General features: G+C 60.1%; 15 protein-coding genes and 3 pseudogenes. 7 read left to right on the top strand and 11 right to left on the bottom strand.

Annotated features, from left to right (window positions below):
• Positions 1–12 precede the first annotated feature (12 nt).
• The 6 genes and pseudogenes from Q0816_RS07850 (at position 13) to Q0816_RS07825 (ending at position 7,925) form a co-directional block, all read left to right on the top strand.
• On the top strand, positions 13–840 hold the full coding sequence (locus tag Q0816_RS07850; protein ID WP_298849186.1) for an alpha/beta hydrolase: 828 nt from the start codon (positions 13–15) through the stop codon (positions 838–840).
• 162 nt (positions 841–1,002) lie between these two features.
• Positions 1,003–1,637: pseudogene (locus tag Q0816_RS07845) on the top strand (zinc-binding dehydrogenase); the annotation flags it as partial.
• Positions 1,638–2,381: 744 nt separating this feature from the next.
• Positions 2,382–4,475, top strand: coding sequence for a hydantoinase/oxoprolinase family protein (locus Q0816_RS07840; protein WP_298849185.1), 2,094 nt, complete (start codon positions 2,382–2,384; stop codon positions 4,473–4,475).
• On the top strand, positions 4,475–6,127 hold the full coding sequence (locus Q0816_RS07835; protein ID WP_298849184.1) for a hydantoinase B/oxoprolinase family protein: 1,653 nt from the start codon (positions 4,475–4,477) through the stop codon (positions 6,125–6,127). The genes Q0816_RS07840 and Q0816_RS07835 overlap by 1 nt, the downstream gene beginning before the upstream one ends.
• Positions 6,124–7,191, top strand: coding sequence for a histidinol-phosphate transaminase (locus Q0816_RS07830; RefSeq protein ID WP_298849183.1), 1,068 nt, complete (start codon positions 6,124–6,126; stop codon positions 7,189–7,191). The genes Q0816_RS07835 and Q0816_RS07830 overlap by 4 nt, the downstream gene beginning before the upstream one ends.
• Positions 7,188–7,925 carry an Asp/Glu racemase gene (locus tag Q0816_RS07825; RefSeq protein ID WP_298849182.1) on the top strand — a complete coding sequence of 246 codons (738 nt, stop codon included), beginning with the start codon at positions 7,188–7,190 and terminating at the stop codon, positions 7,923–7,925. The genes Q0816_RS07830 and Q0816_RS07825 overlap by 4 nt, the downstream gene beginning before the upstream one ends.
• Before the next feature lie 34 nt (positions 7,926–7,959).
• Here the strand turns inward: Q0816_RS07825 and Q0816_RS07820 are convergent, their stop codons facing one another.
• From Q0816_RS07820 to Q0816_RS07775, 10 genes and pseudogenes are all read right to left on the bottom strand, one after another.
• Positions 7,960–9,510 carry a trimethylamine methyltransferase family protein gene (locus Q0816_RS07820; protein WP_298849181.1) on the bottom strand — a complete coding sequence of 517 codons (1,551 nt, stop codon included), beginning with the start codon at positions 9,508–9,510 and terminating at the stop codon, positions 7,960–7,962.
• 1 nt (position 9,511) lies between these two features.
• Positions 9,512–10,133, bottom strand: a pseudogene (locus tag Q0816_RS26010) (NAD(P)-dependent oxidoreductase).
• Between the two features lie 335 nt (positions 10,134–10,468).
• A complete protein-coding gene (locus Q0816_RS07810) occupies positions 10,469–10,897 on the bottom strand; it encodes a hypothetical protein (protein WP_298849179.1) in 429 nt (142 codons plus the stop codon).
• Between the two features lie 121 nt (positions 10,898–11,018).
• The gene (locus tag Q0816_RS07805) at positions 11,019–11,330 is read right to left on the bottom strand and encodes a glycine cleavage T C-terminal barrel domain-containing protein (protein WP_298849178.1); all 312 of its coding nucleotides are present in this window, start codon (positions 11,328–11,330) and stop codon (positions 11,019–11,021) included.
• A gap of 3 nt (positions 11,331–11,333) precedes the next feature.
• Positions 11,334–12,581 carry a hypothetical protein gene (locus Q0816_RS07800; RefSeq protein WP_298849177.1) on the bottom strand — a complete coding sequence of 416 codons (1,248 nt, stop codon included), beginning with the start codon at positions 12,579–12,581 and terminating at the stop codon, positions 11,334–11,336.
• Positions 12,524–13,582 carry an FAD-binding protein gene (locus Q0816_RS07795; protein WP_298849176.1) on the bottom strand — a complete coding sequence of 353 codons (1,059 nt, stop codon included), beginning with the start codon at positions 13,580–13,582 and terminating at the stop codon, positions 12,524–12,526. Before Q0816_RS07795 ends, Q0816_RS07800 begins: the two co-directional genes overlap by 58 nt.
• Positions 13,582–13,845: a sarcosine oxidase subunit delta gene (locus tag Q0816_RS07790; protein ID WP_298849175.1), complete on the bottom strand. Its 264-nt coding sequence runs from the start codon at positions 13,843–13,845 to the stop codon at positions 13,582–13,584. The genes Q0816_RS07795 and Q0816_RS07790 overlap by 1 nt, the downstream gene beginning before the upstream one ends.
• Position 13,846: 1 nt before the next feature.
• Complete coding sequence (locus tag Q0816_RS07785) at positions 13,847–14,587, bottom strand: FAD-dependent oxidoreductase (protein WP_298849174.1); 741 nt, start codon at positions 14,585–14,587, stop codon at positions 13,847–13,849.
• A 41-nt stretch (positions 14,588–14,628) separates the two neighbouring features.
• Positions 14,629–15,087 (bottom strand): annotated as a pseudogene (locus Q0816_RS07780) (FAD-dependent oxidoreductase); the annotation flags it as partial.
• 16 nt (positions 15,088–15,103) lie between these two features.
• Entirely contained in the window at positions 15,104–16,459 is a 1,356-nt protein-coding gene (locus Q0816_RS07775; RefSeq protein WP_298849173.1) for an MmgE/PrpD family protein, read from the bottom strand.
• 225 nt (positions 16,460–16,684) lie between these two features.
• On the opposite strand from Q0816_RS07775, the gene Q0816_RS07770 reads away from it, so the two are divergent.
• Positions 16,685–17,572 (top strand): LysR substrate-binding domain-containing protein, encoded by an 888-nt coding sequence (locus Q0816_RS07770; protein WP_298849172.1) that lies wholly within the window; start codon positions 16,685–16,687, stop codon positions 17,570–17,572.
• 711 nt (positions 17,573–18,283) lie between these two features.
• Here Q0816_RS07770 and Q0816_RS07765 read toward each other — a convergent pair.
• The gene (locus Q0816_RS07765; protein WP_298849171.1) at positions 18,284–18,598 is read right to left on the bottom strand and encodes a hypothetical protein; all 315 of its coding nucleotides are present in this window, start codon (positions 18,596–18,598) and stop codon (positions 18,284–18,286) included.
• Positions 18,599–18,629 lie beyond the last annotated feature (31 nt).

The following is an 18,629-nucleotide window of genomic DNA, read 5'->3' as shown; positions in this document are numbered from 1 at the left end:
TCCGATATTCGTTTGCCGTTCGATTTGACAATGCGGCGTCCTGTAGATGACGATTGCGGAATGATTAAACTACAAGAAGAAGTTCGCCAGTACGGCAAAAAACCCTCTCGCGTCGTCGTGCTTCACGGCGGGCCTGGCGGCGCCGGAGAGGTCGAACCGTTTGCGCGTGAACTCGGTTGCAGGGGCTTTGACGTACTTGAACCCTTTCAGTCGCGCCGGTCAGCGAATGGACAGGTGAACGAACTCAGATCGCAAATTGAACAATATTGCAAGCCACCCGTTGTTGTCATCGGTTGGTCGTGGGGTGCCTGGCTCGGATGTTTACTCGCCGCGCAACACGAAATTTTAGTGAGAACGCTCATCCTTGTCGGCAGCGGACCGCTCGAAGCGAATTACGCCAGAGCAATCCAAACCACGAAAAGCTCTCGCCTGACAAACGATGAACGGACCGAACTGAAGGCTCTGCGTCCCATGGCAGGAGACCCCACTCACGTTGCACGCTTTATCGAACTCAGCGATCTGGCAGATACCTACGCACGAGACATGTCCCCGCAACCCAAAGTTATGTTTGACGGAGCGATACATCAGGCGGTGTGGCGCGAAGCAGATGGCATGCGCAAAGATGGCGCGCTTCTTGATGCGATTTCTACCATTCGTTGCCCTGTCATAGCAATCCATGGAGATCACGATCCAAGGCCTTCGGAAGGCGTGCGGCTGCCATTGCAAGCGGCACTTCCTTCGGCAGAATTTGTTGAAATCAAACGATGCGGGCACAAGCCCTGGCAGGAAAAATACGCAAGTGACGAATTTTACCGTCTGATGGAAAGAACGATCGCATAGACGGCGACAATTGAAAAATCTGGTCCCAGCGTCCCATAGGGCGCTCATCCGGACTTAATTCCAAGATTTTCAGGGTCATTCGTTGCCCGTGGCAAAGCCGCCTTGAAGGGTCGCAGCTTTCAAATTCTCAGTCGAATGTAAGATCTTCGACCGGACTGTCCTGACGCGCCATTCGACAAGATCCGCCACATCGGCTGCGACGTCACCACCGGCATTGACGCGGTGATCAATACCGCCAGAGTCGAAATCGGCAACCGAGGCATTGTGTTTGGTCTGAGTGGCATTGGGCTGAATGTGATTCAGGGCTTACGCTTGGCGGGAGCCGACCAGATCGTCGGTGTCGACCTGAACCCCGGTAAGGCTGAGATGGCCACGAAGTTCGGCATGACAGATTTCGTGAACCCGTCCAAGATCGACGGTGACCTTGTCGCGCATCTGGTGGGCCTGACCGGCGGCGGTGCCGACTATACGTTTGATGCGACTGGCAATGTTGGAGTGATGCGCACCGCGCTGGAAGCTGCGCACAAAGGCTGGGGTGAATAGATCATCACCGGCGTGACACCAGCTGGGGCGGAAATACCGACCCGCCCATTCCAGTTGATTACCGGCCGTAGCTGGCGCGGTACGGCCTTTGGCGGCGCGTCAGGCCGTACGGACGTGCCAAAGATCGTTGACTGGTTCATTGACAGCAAAATTGAAATCGACCCGATGGCCACAAGCTCTTGCTGGATGAGATCAACCACGAGCTTGATCTGATGCACGAAGGCGAAAGCATCCGCGCCGTCGTCGAGTTCTGACTACGGGACTAGACGGCATAAACACAGTCCGCGGGCCAGCATTTATGGCTTGCGGGCATAGTCCAAAAAAATCAATGCGCGATCCTGTTTCAGGCTGGCTACGAAACGCAACTAAAAATAGTGGCTTCACGTGTCGTCAAACGCAGCTTGATATCGGCATCCATTCGTGAATATCGAAGCCCGCTCTCAGAAATTGTCAAATTAACAGAGGCAGGCGGTTCCTTGCTGCGTCGCTATAGCGGATCTGGAACATTTCGGCCCATTCTACTTGCTACTTGCTTCATCCCAGTACTGAACTAAAAGAGGCACTCGTCAATCGGTAGGTTGCTTCAGGTTAGACGACGACCATCAGTGTCATAGATTACGGAGGTCTCCCGGTGTTCGCCGACCTCATCATGGGCATTGCAAACACGTCTACCCAAAGACAGGTCGCGGCAACCTAAGAAACGGACTGCGCCAAGGCACACGAGCGTTGGTGAGTTGCCTGATTTCATGATCCGCGTCTGACTACCCGGTAGTCGGCAGAAATTTGACGTGCAGCAATAATTGTGTCGCTTGCAGGCTAACTTGTCGTAAATTGGCTTGTGACCTGAATCACTGTAAGAGAAAAAACGGTATGAACTGTCTGTGTATTCCCAACCGTCTGGATCGCCGTGCCACCGGCTGTGATCTGGTGATCGCTGCCTGATCGCGGGCGTTTGCCCTTCTGTATCACGCTGCGATCACGAATATTCGGAATACTCCATGACAACTGCTTTGCGCCTCGCCATTGATATTGGCGGCACTTTTACCGACACGGTACTTGTCTCTGGCGAAGAGACAATACTGGCTTCGACCAAAACCCTAACCACCCATCAAAACCCAGCGGAAGGTGCCATGGAGGGCGCACAACGTGTGATGGCGCAATCCGGACGGGCGCTGGAGGACGTCACCGGTTTTATCCATGGCACGACACTTGCGACCAACGCGCTGATCGAACGGCGGGGCGCGGTTGTCGCCACGATCTGTACCGAAGGGTTCCGGGACATCCTCGATATCGGATATGAACGGCGGTATTCCCAATACGACATCAACCTCGAGAAGCCAGACCTGCTGGTGCCGCGCGAGCGTTCTCTGAGCATCCGCGAACGTATGTCGGCAGAAGGTGTGGTGCTGATTGAACTGGACGAGGCGCAGCTCGACCGGTTGCTGGCTGAAATCGACGCCTGCGAAGCCAAGGCTGTTGCCATCTGTCTGATGCATTCATACGCCAACCCGGCCCACGAAAGACGCCTGCGGGATCTTCTGGTTGAACACCGCCCGGATCTGACTGTATCGATCTCGTCCGATGTCAGCCCCGAAGCGCGCGAGTTCGACCGGCTGTGCACCACCATCGCCAACGCCTATATCCAACCGTTGATGGAGACCTATCTGAACCGCTTCGTTGATCGCTTCGAGGCAGAGGGCGTGACCTGTCCGATCCTGATGATGACCGCCGGTGGCGGCATGTGCACCGTGCGTACCGCTGCGCGCTTTCCGATCCGGCTGGTGGAATCCGGCCCGGCCGGTGGGGCCATTCTGGCCGCCCACATCGCCGCCCGAACCGGGCTGAACGAGGTGCTGTCTTTTGACGTCGGCGGCACCACCGCCAAACTGTGTCTGATCGACAAGGCCCGCCCGCAGACTTCGCGCTCATTCGAGATCGCCCGCGCCGCGCGCTTCATCAAAGGATCGGGAATGCCGGTGCGTATTCCGGTGATCGAGATGATCGAGATCGGCGCCGGTGGCGGCTCCATCGCAGGGGTCGACCGGTTGGGGCGCCTGACTGTCGGGCCAAAATCGGCGGGTTCCGAGCCCGGGCCGGTCGCTTTCATGCGCGGCGGCATCGATCCTACTGTAACCGACAGTGACATCACACTGGGCTATATCGTGCCTGACATTTTCGCCGAGGGACATATTCAGCTTGATCCCGAAGGTTCGAAACAGGTTCTGGCGAAAGTGATCGGATCAGAGCTTGATCTGGATGCCGTTGGCTCAGCCGATGGCGTCAGCCGCATCGTTGACGAAAGCATGGCCAGCGCGGGTCGGATGCACGCGGTGGAATCGGGTAAGGATCTTGGACCGCGCACAATGATTGCCTTTGGCGGCAACGGGCCGCTGCATGCCAGCCGAGTGGCGCGATCTGCCGGAGTCAGCCGCATCGTGATCCCGCCCAATCCAGGCGTCGGCTCGGCGGTGGGTTTCCTGTTCGCGCCAGTGTCGTTCGAAATCGTCCGCTCGCGCTATTCGCTGTTGGACAGCATGGACATGGACGAGATCAACGCACTGTTCGACGCCATGATCACTGAAGCAAAGGATGTGGTCGTCCAAGGTGCGGGCGATGCCCCTACCGAGACGCTGCGCACCGCTTTCATGCGCTACAACGGACAGGGCCACGAGATCGAGATCGCCTTGCCCGACCGGCATCTGACAGCAGACGACATCGCCCCGCTGACCGCCGCGTTTGAAGAGGAATACCGTAAGCAATTCTCGCGCCCGGTGCCGGGGATGCAGATCGAGATCCTCAACTGGGCCGTGCGCGTCGCCACCCGCGACAGTGCCGTGCCTCCGGTGTCCGAAACGCCCGCGCTGTCCACAATTGCGGCATCGGACATCCGCCCGATCACCTGTGATGTGGACGGAACGCTGAAACAGGCCGCCTTTGTGGCCCGGTCTGACCTGAAACCCGGCAACCGCGTTTGCGGCCCGGCGCTGATCCACGAGCCGCAGACCACCACGCTGGTCTCAGCCGATTTCTCGGCCCATGTGGATGCAATTGGAAACCTCGTCCTGGTTCAGGACCAGAAAGGAGGCGCATGATGACGACCGATCTTCCCCCCGCTCGCCTGCAAGTGATGTGGAACCGCTTGCTGGCGGTGGTCGAGGAACAGGGCCAGACCCTGATCCGCGCCGCCTTTTCCCCCATCGTGCGTGAATGCGGCGATATCTCGGCCGGGATTTTCGACGTCAACGGCCGGATGCTGGCGCAGGCCGTGACTGGCACGCCGGGCCATATCAATACCATGGCCGAAGCAGTGCTGCACCTGCGTGGCCGCTTTGCGCTGCAGGACATGAAACCCGGCGACATCTACATGACCAATGACCCATGGCTCGCTTCGGGGCATCTGAATGACTTCCTGTTGATGATGCCGGCTTTCAAGGATGGCAAAGTGGTGGGCTTTACCTCCTGCACCTCTCATCTGGTGGATCTGGGCGGGCAAGGCATGGGCCCCGAAGGGTCCGACATCTATGATGAGGGACTGCTGGTCCCGCCCTGCAAGCTGGTCGAGGAAGGCACCCCCAACGCGCTGCTGCTGGACATCATCCGTGCCAACAGCCGCGAGCCGATTGCCAACGACGGCGACATCTATGCGCTGATCGCCTGCTGCGAGGCTGGGGTAAGCCGTCTGGTCGGCATGATGAAAGAATTCGACATCGACGATCTGGACACGCTTGGCTGCTATATTATCGACACCTCGCGCCGCGGCACGCTTGAGGCCATCGCCGAGGTGCCCGAAGGCGTCTACAAGAACGCGCTGAAGATGGATGGCTATGAGAACGAGCTGGAGCTGCACGCCACCCTGACCGTCACCAAATCGGGAATGCATGTGGATTTCACCGGGACTTCGGGTTGTTCGCGCAAGGGCATCAACGTGCCGCTGAACTATGCCACCGCCTATACGGTGTTCGCGCTGCGCTGCATCGTCGGGCCGGATATTCCAAACAACGCGGGTTCGCTTGAGCCGTTTACCGTGGACGGGCCAAAGGGCTGCATTCTAAACGCGCAGCGCCCGGTTCCGGTTGCGATGCGGCACACGCTGGGACAGGTGACGCCCGATCTGGTGCTGGGCTGCCTGCATCAAGCCCTGCCGGATCAGGTTCCGGCCGAGGGCGCTTCTTGCATGTTTGATCTGCCGATGCGTCATGCCCCCGAAGTGGCCCGCGATGGCGGGCGCGAATTTGCCATTGAACCGGTGCACAATGGCGGCACCGGCGCGCGGCCCCATGCAGACGGGTTATCGGCCACAGCTTACCCATCGGGTGTTTTTGGCTCTCAAGTCGAGATCACGGAAAGCGTGGCCCCCGTGATCGTGTGGCGGCGCGAGCTGCTGCCGGATTCCGGCGGTGCCGGCAAGTATCGCGGCGGCCTTGGGCAGCGGATCGAGATGACCTCCTCCAACAACGCGCCTTTCATCGTGTTTCTGTCGGTTGAACGCCTCAAATTCCCGGCTCTGGGCCGTATGGGTGGTCAACCCGGCGCGCCAGGACGCATACGGTTCCGCGATGGGGACAGCGACATTCCCGGCAAGGGCGAATTGCGCGTGGAAGGCGATGACTATCTGATTTTCGACACGCCAGGCGGTGGCGGCTTTGGTGACCCGGCTGAGCGCGATCCAGAAGCGCTGGCATTAGACCTCAGGCGTGGTTTGGTCAGCGCAGAGGGCGCCAAATCCTACGGGGGTGCATCATGATCCGCGCAGTTGAACACGTCCGTGGAATGGGTGCCTATGCCCTGGCCGATCTTGGTGGGCCTGAGATTGTGTCGCTGGCCCAGAACGAAAGCGCCTTTCCCGCCAGCCCGGCTGCGGTTGCGGCGGGACAGGCGGTGCTGGCGGATCTGACGCTCTATCCCGACCCCGAATGGCCCGACATGCGCGCGGCCATCGCAAAAGTGCATACTCTCGACCCCGCCCGCGTCCTGTGCGGTGCCGGTTCTATGGAACTGATCGGCTGCCTGATCCGCGCCTTTGCCGGGTCGGGCGATCACGTGTTGGGCACGCAGTATGGTTATGCCTTTGTTGCCTCGGCAACGGCACAAACACAGGCGGAATATGTCGCGGCGCCCGAGATCGATCTGACTGTATCGGTGGACGCGATTCTGTCTTCTGTCTCGCCGAAAACCCGCATCGTGTTTGTCTGCAATCCGGGCAACCCCACTGGCACGCTGATCCCGAACTCCGAGATCATCCGGCTGCGCGCCGCCTTGCCCGGCAACGTGCTGCTGGTGGTGGATCAGGCCTATGCGGAATTCGCGGATCAGGCTAATGACCCGGTAGAGATTTTTGCGCTGACGGGTCGCGGCGACACGGTGATCACGCGCACTTTCTCCAAGGCTTACGGGCTGGCCGGGGCGCGGGCCGGATGGGGATATTTCCCCACTGAGATCGCAGGTGAGCTGCGCAAGTTGCTGAACCCAAACAACATCTCAATCGCGTCTCAGGCAGCGGCTGCTGCGGCGATGCGCGACCAGGCGCATATGCGCGATGTGGTCAAGCAGACAACGGTGCTTCGCGACGGGTTCGCGCGGGAATGTCGCGAACTGGGTTTGATCGTGCCCGAAAGCCACACCAATTTCGTGCTGATCCGCTTTGCCTCGACTGCCGCAGCAAAACGCGCCGATGCCGCCCTGCGGGCCGAAAACCTGCTGATGCGCGGCATGGGTGGCTATAGCCTGTCGGATTGCCTGCGCGCGACCATCTGTGCGCCCGCGACAATGAACAAGGCCCGCGACGTATTGATAGGTGCACTGACATGACCGAGACCCGAACGGCCGCCAAGATCGGCGTGCTTGTGCCCTTCACCAACACCAATCTGGAACCGGATATGGAGATGCTGCGCCCGCCCAACACTACCGTCCATTTCCAGCGTATGGGCGGGTATGACGTCGACGAGATTCCGGGCGCTGACCAGATGGCGGGTCTGGGCGCGTCCGATATCAGCCATGATCTGCGGATGATCTCGGGGGTGCGGCCTGATGTAGTGCTTTATGGCTGCACCTCGGCGACCCTGACCCATGGGCCATCTTTCGATGCGGATCTGGCGCAACAGATCAAAGCCGGGTCCGGGGCACTGTCGCTGACTGCCGCCGGATCGCTGATCGCCGCGATCAAGGCGCTGGGAGCCACGAAGGTCAGCTTTTCCTCACCCTATCTGGGCGAGATCAATACTCAGGCGATGGATTTCATGGCCCAGAACGGCATCGAAACGGTGAACTGCGCCGATGTAGGCCGCGAGTTGGGCAATTACGGTCAGGGCGAACTGACTCCGGACGAAGTATACGATTTGGCCTGTCAGGCCGACCACGTCGACGCGCAGGCGATCGTGCTCAGCTGTACCGACATGCGCTCGGTAGAGGCGATCACCCTGATCGAGAAAACGCTGGACAAACCTGTAGTGACGTCAAATCAGGCCATGGTGTTTGCCCTGATGCGTGCCCTTGATCTTCCCAAGCATGGAGCTGTCCCAGGGCGCCTGTTCGATCTGCAGTAAACGAAGGCCGGGCTGATTGCCCGGCCTTTAGCTCCTACGGCTCGTCTGTGCCGATCTCTTCCTTGCGTTGCGCGATATAGGCATCCAGTTCTTCGCGGATGGCCGGGTCCATCGCGGGTTCTTTGTATTCCCGCAAGGCTTGCTGCCATATCTCAGTCGCCCGGTTCAGCGCAGTTTTGGACCCTGCGGCCTCCCACGCGCCGTGGTTTTGCCAATCGGACAGCATTGGCGCATAGAACGCAGTCTCATAGCGCTCCATCGTATGATCGACGCCAAAGAAATGCCCACCAGTCGGGACGTCCTTGATGGCGTCAAGCCCCAACTCGCTTTCGTCGAACTTCAGCGGTTTCAGGAATTCCATCATGTTCTGGAGAATCTCGACATCCATGACCAGCTTCTCATATGACGCGGTCAGTCCGCCTTCGAGCCATCCGGCGGCTTGATAGACCAGATTAGCCCCGCCCAGAGCGGCCCCCCAGGTGGCCATCATCGTTTCATAGGCCGCCTGCAAATCCACCACGTTCGAGGCATTGGCGTTCGACGTACGATAGGGAATGCCATAGCGGCGCGTCAGCTGACCGCTGATCATATTGGCCTTGGTGTTTTCCGGGGTACCAAAGGCCGGTGCGCCCGACCGCATATCCACGTTCGAGGTGAACGCCCCATACATCACCGGTGTGCCCGGATTGACCAGCTGGGTCAGGGTCACCCCGAACAAGGCCTCGGCATTCTGTTGCGCCAGAGCGGCGGGCAAAGTGACCGGAGTCATCGCCCCCATCAGAGTGAACTGCGTGATCGTGACCGGCTGGCCATGCTCTGCCATGGCGATCAAGCCGTCCCCCATCGCATCGTCGAACAAGCGCGGCGAGTTTACCGAAATGATGGTGATCACCCCCGGATCCGCGCGCATCTCTTCCAGCGTCATGCCGCGGGCGATGGCCATCATGTTGAAGCCGTCCATGGCCCGCCCCCGCCCAATCGCGGTGGCATGGAAGCTGAGGTCGCTATAGGTCAGATTGGCGTTATAGGTATCCAGATGCCGGTTGTTTGCCGGCATCTCCTGCGGCGCTGTCACCTGATTGCCGATCAGGTGGATTGCGTTGAAATGATGGGCCAGTTTGATGAAGTTGCAATAGTCTTCATAATTGCCCGGACGACGCCCATTGATGCAGTCGTGTACATTTGGCGGGCCGGCGACGAGGCCAAAATTGACATGGTCGCCGCCCAGCGTGATCCGCTTGGCCGGATTGCGGCCGGTCAGAGTGAATGTCGTCGGAACCGTCTTAAGGGCTTCATTGACGATACTCTCATCAATGCGGATCGTCTTGGTGTCTCGATCCACAATGGCACCGGCCTGCTCGAACAGGTCCATCACATTGTCGCCCATGACGCGAATACCTGCCTCGGACAGGATACGCATCGAAGTGGTATGCAACTGATCCAGTTGCACCTCGCTCAGCAACTCCATCTTGGGGGCTGAGTTCACGATGTTTTGCCACGGCAACTGCTGGATATCGGCGCTTGCCCGTGCGCTTTTCCCGCGCCGGCCACCGCTTCGGGATGTACTGCGTCTGTCTCGTGTCATTTCAGTATCCTCTTTCGGGATTGACGATGTTTGTCAGCGCTTCTCCCTTGCGATAGCGCCAAAGATTGTCAGAAAACATTTCGACCGATTTGAGGTCCCAACCCTCGTAAACAGACGAGCAGTGCGGCGTTACGATCACATTGTCGAACCCCCAGAGCACATGGTTCGCAGGCAGTGGCTCGATGGAAAAAACATCCAGCGCCGCGCAAGGCACCGGTTTCCAAAGCGCGCACAAGCGGAACTTCATCGATCAACCCCCCGCGCGAAACATCGACGATCACCGCACCCGGTTTCATCGCCGCAAAGGCTAGTGCGTTCACCAACCCCCTAGTGCTGTCCAGAAGCGGTACGCAGACAACAATGAAATCCGCACGGGGCCAGAGGTCGGGCAGCGCGTCCATGCCGTGAACTTCATCCACATTCGGTGTGCCCTTGGGGCGTGCGCGCACGCCTATGGTAGAGAGACCCATTGCCTTAGACCGTGCGGCAACGGCCATACCGATCTGCCCAAGCCCCAAGATCAGCACTGTCTTGCCGTCAATCGGTTCAACTTTGCCGGACATCCATTCCCGCCGTGCCTGGGCGGCTCTGAACCCCGGCAGATCCAGGGTGAAATGAAACATCGCCCCCAGCGCGTATTGCGCAATCATATCCGCCGCAACGCCGGCGGCATTGGTCACGGTGAACGTGATTGGGTCCCACGGGTTCATATGATCCGTGCCCGATCCACCGACTGAGACCCATTTGACGCTGGGCGCTTCAATCAGAGCCTGCCGCGGAAAACCCGGCGTACCGGCAAAGCGAACCGAATAGACAACCCCAGCCTCGGTTTCGTCAACCATGCCCGGCAACGCGTCATAGCTGTCGCAGGTGTGAATTTGCAGATCAGGGTGTCCTTCGGCCAAAACCACGAGGGCAGCATCCGGGTTGTTGGTATGCAGGATTACGGTGGGGGATTTCATGCGGGTACCTCGGAATTGAATTCGGCGCTGGCCGTGGCCACCGCAGTGGCAAAAAAGGCGGTGGCGGCAACGTCAAACAAAACGTCAAAGCCGATGACCTCGCGGTCGTTGCGCCATATGATCGCCTCGACATATCCCACACGGGTCTGGGCGATCCGCCCAGCCGGGAAGGCGCTCGGTGACAAATCGACTGGGCTGATTTTGGCCATCAGATCAAACAGGCGCGGGCCGGTCAGGCGCATAATCCCCCAAGCCTCCTCGCGCCACGAGTAATAGCCTTTTGGCGCAGCAGCAGCCTCCCACCGGGAGCGCAGATCAGCGGGGCCGTTCAGCACCACGGCCTCTTCCTTGCCGAACCGCAGGATGTCATTGGCGATTTCGTTAACCTCGGGCACGGTATAGCCCTGCGCTTGCAGAAACGCCATTGTGCCCCGACCTTTGAGGCCGAAGCGCGGCGTATGGCTGAAATCCTGCAGTGTGACGGGGCCAGAGACAAGCGATGTGCCTTCGGCGGCCCCCCGGGATCGAGCGGATAGAGGCGCATGATCACACCTCCTGCCGTTTGTTTTCGGGATCAAAGAAGGCATGGCCGCGCACCGGCACCGTCACCCGCGCGCCGTTGCGGCATTTGACGGTGACCTGCGCGCCCTTATGCGCGTCATCGCCATGCACATAGGCTAGCGCGATATAGGTGTTCAGCGTCGGCGACCACAGGACCGAGGTCACATGCCCCACCGGCACATCGTCCTTCAGCACCAGACAGCTTTCACCCGGCACATCAGGTCCGTCGAAGGTCAACCCGACCAGCTTGCGCGGCAGACCCTTGTTGCGGCGCATCTCGATGGCGCGTTTGCCCACGAATTATGGTTTGGTCTTGGAGATCGCCCATTCGAACCCCAGCTCGTCCGGCGAGGTCAGCGCGTCGGAATCCTGACCGATCAGGATATGGCCCTTCTCGAGCCGCAGAATCCGGCTGGCTTCCAGCCCGTAGGGGTGCAACCCGTGCGGCTCGCCCGCCGCCAACACCGCATCCCACAGGGTTTGGGCATAACTCGTGGGGCAGTGCAGCTCATAGCTCAGTTCGCCGGTAAAGCCGATCCGCATGGCGCGCACCGAAACCCCGGCGACCGTGCCACTGCGCCCGTCCAGATAGGCAAAGCCATCGCGCGTGAAATCGATGTCGCTGTCCAGCGCTTCCACCACCTCGCGCGCCTTCGGCCCGGTGATATTGAACCCGGAAAAGGCCGAGGTGACGTTCAGCACATCGACATCCAGCCGCCACTGCGCGTTCCAGAACAGCATGTCCGCATAAACCCGCGCCACCGCGCCGGTTGTGGCGGTAACATAATAAAGGTCCTCGGCCAGACGATAGGCCACGCCATCGTCGATCACCGTGCCCATTTCATTGGTCATCAGGCAATAGCGGCAACGGCCCACGGGCTGTTTCTTGTAGGCCATAGTGTAAATGCGGTTGAGGAACTCGCCCGCATCCGGCCCGCGCACTTCAAGCCCGCCGAGGGTCGAGACATCCAGCACGCCGACCCCATCGCGCACCGCGTGCACCTCTTCCTCGATCAGGCGTTTGGCGTCTTGTTTGGGACCGTAGAAATAGGGTCGCCGCCAAGCCCCGACCGGGCGCATGTCGGCCCCCCGCCGGATATGTTCGTGATGCAGCGCCGTGTGCCGGTCGGCCGGGTGATGATGGCCGGACAACACGCTCTGCGTTTCCGGGCCAAAAGGCGGGCGGGCCGTGGTCACGCCGATCTGCCCGATGCTGCGGTCGGTCGCCTTGGCCACCACGCGGGCGGTGGCCAGCGCCGAGTGCCGCCCCTGCGACGGCCCCGTGCCGACAGTGGTAAAGCGCTTGATCAGCTCAAGCTCGCGATAGCCTTCCTTGATGGCGTTTTGCAGGTCCTTGACCTGAATATCCTCGTCCCGGTCGACAAAGTCCTTGCCATTGGGATGCGCCGCGATGGCCGGTTCGAAATTGGTCAGCGCAGCTTCGGCATCCTTGACCGGCGCAATGTCGCGGGTCGGCAGGCCCAGACGGTTCAGCGCCGTATCTTCGTCATAGCCCAGCTTGGCCCCGGCATGACAGGGAGTTGCCACATCGGCGCATAGCCGACCGATATCACCAGCAGGTCGCAATCCAGCCAGTCGCCACCGACCCGTACGCCAGTGACATGCGTCTTGCCGCGCGCCTCCAGTTCTGCGCTCAGCGCGCCGCCGCTGCCGCCCGGGCGCGGATCAACCACCGCTGCCTGTTCGACACCTGCCTCAAGCAAATCCAACGCCACCCGGTAGCCATCAGGATTGGCGGCCAGCACCACGGCGCGTTGCCCCGGTTTCACACCATAATGCCGCATCAGCCGTTGCACGCAGGTGCCCGGCAGCATACCCGGCAGGTCGTTGTTGCGGAAAATCGCGGGCTGTTCGATGCAGCCGGTGGCCAGCAGAACCTCGCGCGCGCGGGTCTTGAACAGCTTGTTGCCCCGGATCAGCGGCAGCCAGTTATCCTCGAACCAGCCATTCACCACGGTGCCGGTCATCAGCCGCAGGTTCGGCAGTTCTTCGGCCCGCGCCAGCAGCGCAGGCAGCCGGTCCACGCCGTCACAGCCATAGCTCAGCGCGCCGCCCGCAACCGGTTCCTGCTCGGCCAGAATGACGTCGGCCCCGGCCTCGGCCGCTTCGATGGCGGCGGTCAGTCCGGCCAGCCCCGCGCCCACCACCAGCAGATCGCAGAACAGGTTGACCTTTTCGTAATCCTCATGTGGCGCGGAGATATCCAGCACGCCCAGACCTGCTTTCTTGCGGATCAGCGGCTCCCACAATATCATCCAGCTGTTGCGGGTCGGGCCCATGAAGGTGCGGTAATAGAACCGTACCAGCATGAACCGCCCCAGCTTGTCCATGAATGCGTCGCAGTCCCGCGCCAATGATCCGTTGACGTTCTGCGCCGTGACTTGCTGCCCTGCCGAGATCGGGTGGCGATCGGCTTGCACATTGGGGTCCGACGGCAGTTGCACCAGCGTATCCGCCTCGGCCCCTGCCATCGACACCGGCGCATCGCGGTTGATCCTGTTGCCCCAGGGCGCGGGAAGTCGTGCCATCACATCTGTTCCAGTTCTGAGGGGTCAAAGGTGCGGATCACCTCGTTTGTAGTGGCGTTGCGTTCGGCCAGAAAGAAATAGTTCGAGGGCACGTGCCGCCACCATTCCACCAGCGTTCCGCGTGAATTGTCGGCGCGGAACAGATGGCGGGCCCAATCCTGATCGCTGGTGGCATCCGGGTCGGGATTGGCCTTGAGCGGACCAAAGTTCTGGAATTCGTTGATGTTGCGAGGGCCGTTCATTGGGCAGGTCAGGATTTTCATGTCAGTGGCTCGCGGCTGTAGCGCCCATTTCGTTGAGCAGGTCGAAAGTGGCGAAACGTTCCATGGTGAAAGGTTCGAGGATCGGCGCGACCTTCTGGTTGGCGATGGTCTGCGCCATGTATTTGTCCGCCACCGGCGTGGCCTTGAACCCCCAGGTGCCCCAGCCGCAATCCAACCACAGGTTGGACAATGGACTGGCCCCCATGATCGGCGAGTAATCGGCGGTCATGTCGGTCGTCCCGGCCCATTGCCGCAGCAGGCGCACCCCGTGCAGGAACGGGATCAGATGCACCGCGCCTTCGGCCAGATGTTCTTTCATGTCCAGCGTCGAGCGGGTGGAATAAAGCTGATACGGGTCCGAGCCGCCGCCGATCACGATCTCACCGCGTGATGACTGCACCAGATTGGTGTGCAGGCTGACCGAGCTGACCAGCGTGTGCAGCCACGGCTTCAGCGGCTGCGTGACCATCGCCTGCAGCGGATAGCAGCGGATCGGCAGTTCCACCCCGGCCTTCATCGCCTTGTCGTAGTTCATGCCGCCAACGGCAATCATCACCTGTCCGGCACTGATATCGCCGCGATTGGTGCGGACCCTGGTGATCTTGGCACCGCCGACGTCAAAGCCTTCGACTTCAGTGCGCTGGTGGATTTCCACCCCGCGCCGGCTGGCCTGCGCGGCATAGCCCCAGGCCACCGCATCGTGCCGCGCTGCGCCGCCGTCGGAATGCCACAGGCCGCCCATGATTTCGAGTGGCCGCCCTCATCCATGTTCAGATGCGGGGACAGGTCCCTGACCGCCTGGGCATCGACAACCTCGATATTGGTGCCTGCATGTTTGCCCATCTCGGCCCGCAAGTGGAACGAGCGCAACGTCGCCTCGGTATGCGCCAGCGTCAGCTGACCGCGCTGGCTGAACATCACATTGAAGTCAAGCTCCTCGCTCATCTCTTCGTAAAGCTGTACGCCTTCCTTGTAGAACGCGATGCATTCCTTGGTGATGTAGTTCGAACGGATAGTGGTCGTATTGCGCGCGGTGTTGCCGCCCGCCAGATAGCCCTTTTCCAGCACCGCGACATTGGTGATGCCGTGGCACTTTGACAGATAGTGCGCACAGGCCAGCCCGTGGCCACCCCCGCCCACGATTACCACATCATAGCTGGATTTCAGCTCCGGCGTGGCGGGAATGTCTCCGGTAACCGGGTAATCGGCGGATAGCCCGTATTTCAACGGCCTCAGCGGCATTCGTTTTGTCCTGATATTACGTCTTATCGGCGGCGTCGTAGATCAGTGCGCCAAGGTCCGAGAATTTCGATCCAGGCGCCTGCAACCCCAGAACCGCGTCGCGAATGGCAGCGGCGCGCGCAGCGCCTAGCGACGGTGCGGCAAATTCCATGAACTTGCCGACCACTTCGGCCTCATCCATCGGCGCCTCGGGACCGCCGCGCGCATGTACGTCGCCCGACTCCAGCACTCGCCCATCCGTCAGGGTCATACTGACATCGGCAAAGCGGCCCTTGGGGAAACGCTCGGAATGACGCGCTGCCTCGGCAACCGAAATACGCTCGACGATCGTTGCAACCAGCGGGTCGGACAGACCGGCTCCGGTGATGTGCTCGACTCCGATCCGGCCATGCGCCACCAGCGTGGCGACGGCAAAAGGCAGCGAGTATTGCGCCTTGGATGTGTCATCCGGCATTCCCTGAAACAGGCAGGCGCTTTCCTGGAATGTGTTCACGTGGATCGCCGCGATATCCTGATGCGTCAGATCATTGTCGCGGATCAAGGCGCGTGTGGCGTCAATTGCCGCATGGGCCCAGCGACAGATCGGATAAGGTTTCACATATTGATGTTCCATCTGCCAGAACCTGCCCAGATCCCGCCAATGAGGCGCGACCTCTTCGGCCTCGATGGTGATTGCAGGGGCGCCGGTAAAGCCTTTCTCGGCCAGAACTGCCGAGGATATACCCACCATCGCACCCCAGCCCGATCCATCATGCAGCATGGTGGGATTGGCGATCTCGCGCATCATCTGGCTGCGCGGGCCGTGATATTCGGCAATGCCCATGGCTTGCCGCATCTGCTCGACGCTCAAGCCCCGCAGGCGCGCCGCCATGGCCACAACCCCCAGCGCGTTCCACGCGCCCGATGTGTGATAGTCGCTAACCGTGTCATGCAGGGAAATTCCGGCGCGTCCCGCGACCTCATACCCGACGATCACCGCTGCCAACGCCTCGGGGCCGGAAAAATCGCCAACGGTTTCCGCCAGCGCTGCCAATGCAGGAACAACAACCACCCCGATATGGCCCTTGGTCGGGTTGTACCCGTCGTGGCCGTCCAAATTGTCAGTCTGGGTTGCCGCGGCATAGGCCGCGCCGGCCACACTGACCCGGCGACCGTCGAACAGCATCCTAGCGCTCAGCCCCGCCTCACCCGCGCCATATAGCGCGACGGCGCTGTCGCGTGCGATCTGCCCCGCCAACATCGGGCCGGAACCGATGGTTATGCCCAGCGAATCCAGCAACATAAGTGCCGCCGCCTTGCGCGCACTGTCGGGAAAATCCTCTGCCCGGCTACCAAGGGAGAATTCTGCGACGGTATTGAAAGTGTCGGTCACGGCGTCCTACGAGAGCTTTTTCAGGGTTAAATGTATCGGGTGAAAACTAGGCGTGTTTGCGAAGCGCGGCACGAAAACAATCATGGGGCAATGGCCCCGGAATATTTGTGGCTGGGACCGCGCGTATTTTCGCGTATGACACAGACACACGAGTTGCACAGAAACACGACACCGGACTGCCGGCGTACTATTATGGCCCTGCGCCCTGTCTGAGGAACCCTAGTCATGATGAAACTGCCCCACCTGACCTTTCTGCGTTCCTTCGAGGCCGCCGCCCGCCTTCTGAGTTTTACCAGCGCCGCGGTCGAGCTGAACTGCACCCAATCCGCCGTCAGCAATCATGTCCGCTCGCTTGAGGAATTCATCGGCCGACCTCTGTTCGTGCGTCATGCCCGCTCGCTGTCGCTGACCGATGTGGGCGAGGCTTATCTGCCTTCAGTCCGCCACGCCCTGCAGGAAATCGATGTGGCCACACAATCGGTCATCCAGCGTTCGCATACCCGCAAGGTGGTGGTGTCCTGCCCGGTCAGTCTGGCCGAAAACTGGTTGCCGGATGTGATCCGGGGATTCAACACGGTGCATCCGGACATCGATTTGACGGTTCATGGCACCGTCTGGACCGATGTCGAGCCGAATGTCTCGGATATTTCAATTACAATCAATCATTTAGATGATGTCTCGACAGACGCAAAACGGCTGTGGGTCGAGAAATTATCAGTAGTTTGCGCCCCCGGTTTCCTAGTCAATAACGCGCCTCTGACCAATCCCGCCCAGTTACAGGAAGCGTCCTTGATACACATACTGGGACGCCCCGCCTATTGGGAGCACGTGGCGCGGCATTTCGGGCTAGTCGATCTGAATCAGAAGGACGGGTTGCGGACAAACGTATCGAATCTGGCAATGGAAATGGCAGCCAAATCGTTGGGATGCGTTGCCCTCCCACGCTCGCTGGCGCAGTCATATGTCGAACGAGGATTGCTGGTCGAGCCTTTCAAGTTCGATCTGAACAGCCCCTGGGCCTATTTTGTGCGGCTCAAGGAAAAACCTGTCTCGCCACCGGTCAGATTATTTCAAGACTGGCTGTTGAAGGCCGCCATTGAAATGAACGCCTGATTGGTAAGATAAATGCAGGGCCGGTCAAGTGGCCCCTTCCATCACTTTCGGTTTGACGTCGCGCAGCTTTCCGCCCTTAGGATCGTGCAGCGGTTCAGCGAGCACCTGTGCTTTATGCGGCTTGCCGATCACCTGGATGACCACGTCATTGCCGGGCTATGCCACTTCGGGGATGCAGAAACCCAGCGCAAGCGACGTCCCTGCTGAATATTCATAGGCCCCTGAGTTGACAGGGGCCCACGGACCGGCCGTCGGGTGTAAAGACCGGTTTACTGCCGATGGCGTCAGCTTTTACAATCACGTCCAATTCGTAGACGGACAGCACTTCACGGGGTGCTTTGTCCTTGATAGACAGGCCTCTTTGTGCGGGAAGTCCTTGTCGAGCTTGATCAGACTCGTCAGCCCTGCTTCTTGCCGCCAGTACTCCTGAAAGTTTTCCCGACACAAGGACCCATAGCCCTTTTCGACGCGAATAATCCCCAGCGCCCGACCGCCCACCGGGCCGTCGCCGCATTCTTTGGCGGCCTCAAGTAATACGGTGTAAAGCACGATCTGATCAGTCTCAGGGGGATAGATGTGCGCCAGAAGCACTACAGCATCTCGGAAATGGCAATTATGCAGATGTCTGTTTTCCAAACCTGTCCAGCACGTTGCGCGTGATCTGTTCGACCTGCCAGTCACCGCGCGTTAGCCCCACCACCCATTCGCAGGTTACTGCAGTAAAAACCTCTCCCTGACCGCGTTGCCAGTGTATGATCGCCCCATTGCCGCGACTGCTGCGATCCAGCGTCTCATCGTTAAGTTCGCGAACATGCGTTCAGCTTTGAAGGCAGCGTCAGCGTTGCCGACGTACAGTGTCTCTCCCCAGATATCATTCTCAGGCTCGACGTTGGTGGCCAGACCAAGCGCCAGTATCTCAATAGCAGGGTCTGCTCCGTCTGCGCCGGTGGGGAAGGGCAAGCCGTCGTCCATCCTGAAATCCAGCCCGTCCACTTCATACCCAAAAATCCGCGACCCTGATCCCAATTGATCTCCATACCCCAACTGAGCGCCCTTA

The sequence above is a fragment of the uncultured Ruegeria sp. genome, from assembly GCF_947497005.1.
Taxonomy (GTDB): Bacteria; Pseudomonadota; Alphaproteobacteria; order Rhodobacterales; family Rhodobacteraceae; genus Ruegeria.
Note: the sequence above shows the minus strand (reverse complement) of the source record. Positions and strands in the feature narration are given on the sequence as shown.

Bases quoted from the DNA above. Each gene is read 5' to 3' on its own strand.
- Q0816_RS07840 (WP_298849185.1), top strand. From the start codon at position 2,382: ATGACAACTGCTTTGCGCCTCGCCATTGATATTGGCGGCACTTTTACC.
- Q0816_RS07835 (WP_298849184.1), top strand. From the start codon at position 4,475: ATGACGACCGATCTTCCCCCCGCTCGCCTGCAAGTGATGTGGAACCGC.
- Q0816_RS07830 (WP_298849183.1), top strand. From the start codon at position 6,124: ATGATCCGCGCAGTTGAACACGTCCGTGGAATGGGTGCCTATGCCCTG.
- Q0816_RS07825 (WP_298849182.1), top strand. From the start codon at position 7,188: ATGACCGAGACCCGAACGGCCGCCAAGATCGGCGTGCTTGTGCCCTTC.
- Q0816_RS07820 (WP_298849181.1), bottom strand. From the start codon at position 9,510: ATGACACGAGACAGACGCAGTACATCCCGAAGCGGTGGCCGGCGCGGG.
- Q0816_RS07810 (WP_298849179.1), bottom strand. From the start codon at position 10,897: ATGGCGTTTCTGCAAGCGCAGGGCTATACCGTGCCCGAGGTTAACGAA.
- Q0816_RS07795 (WP_298849176.1), bottom strand. From the start codon at position 13,582: ATGGCACGACTTCCCGCGCCCTGGGGCAACAGGATCAACCGCGATGCG.
- Q0816_RS07790 (WP_298849175.1), bottom strand. From the start codon at position 13,845: ATGAAAATCCTGACCTGCCCAATGAACGGCCCTCGCAACATCAACGAA.
- Q0816_RS07785 (WP_298849174.1), bottom strand. From the start codon at position 14,587: ATGGGCGGCCTGTGGCATTCCGACGGCGGCGCAGCGCGGCACGATGCG.
- Q0816_RS07770 (WP_298849172.1), top strand. From the start codon at position 16,685: ATGATGAAACTGCCCCACCTGACCTTTCTGCGTTCCTTCGAGGCCGCC.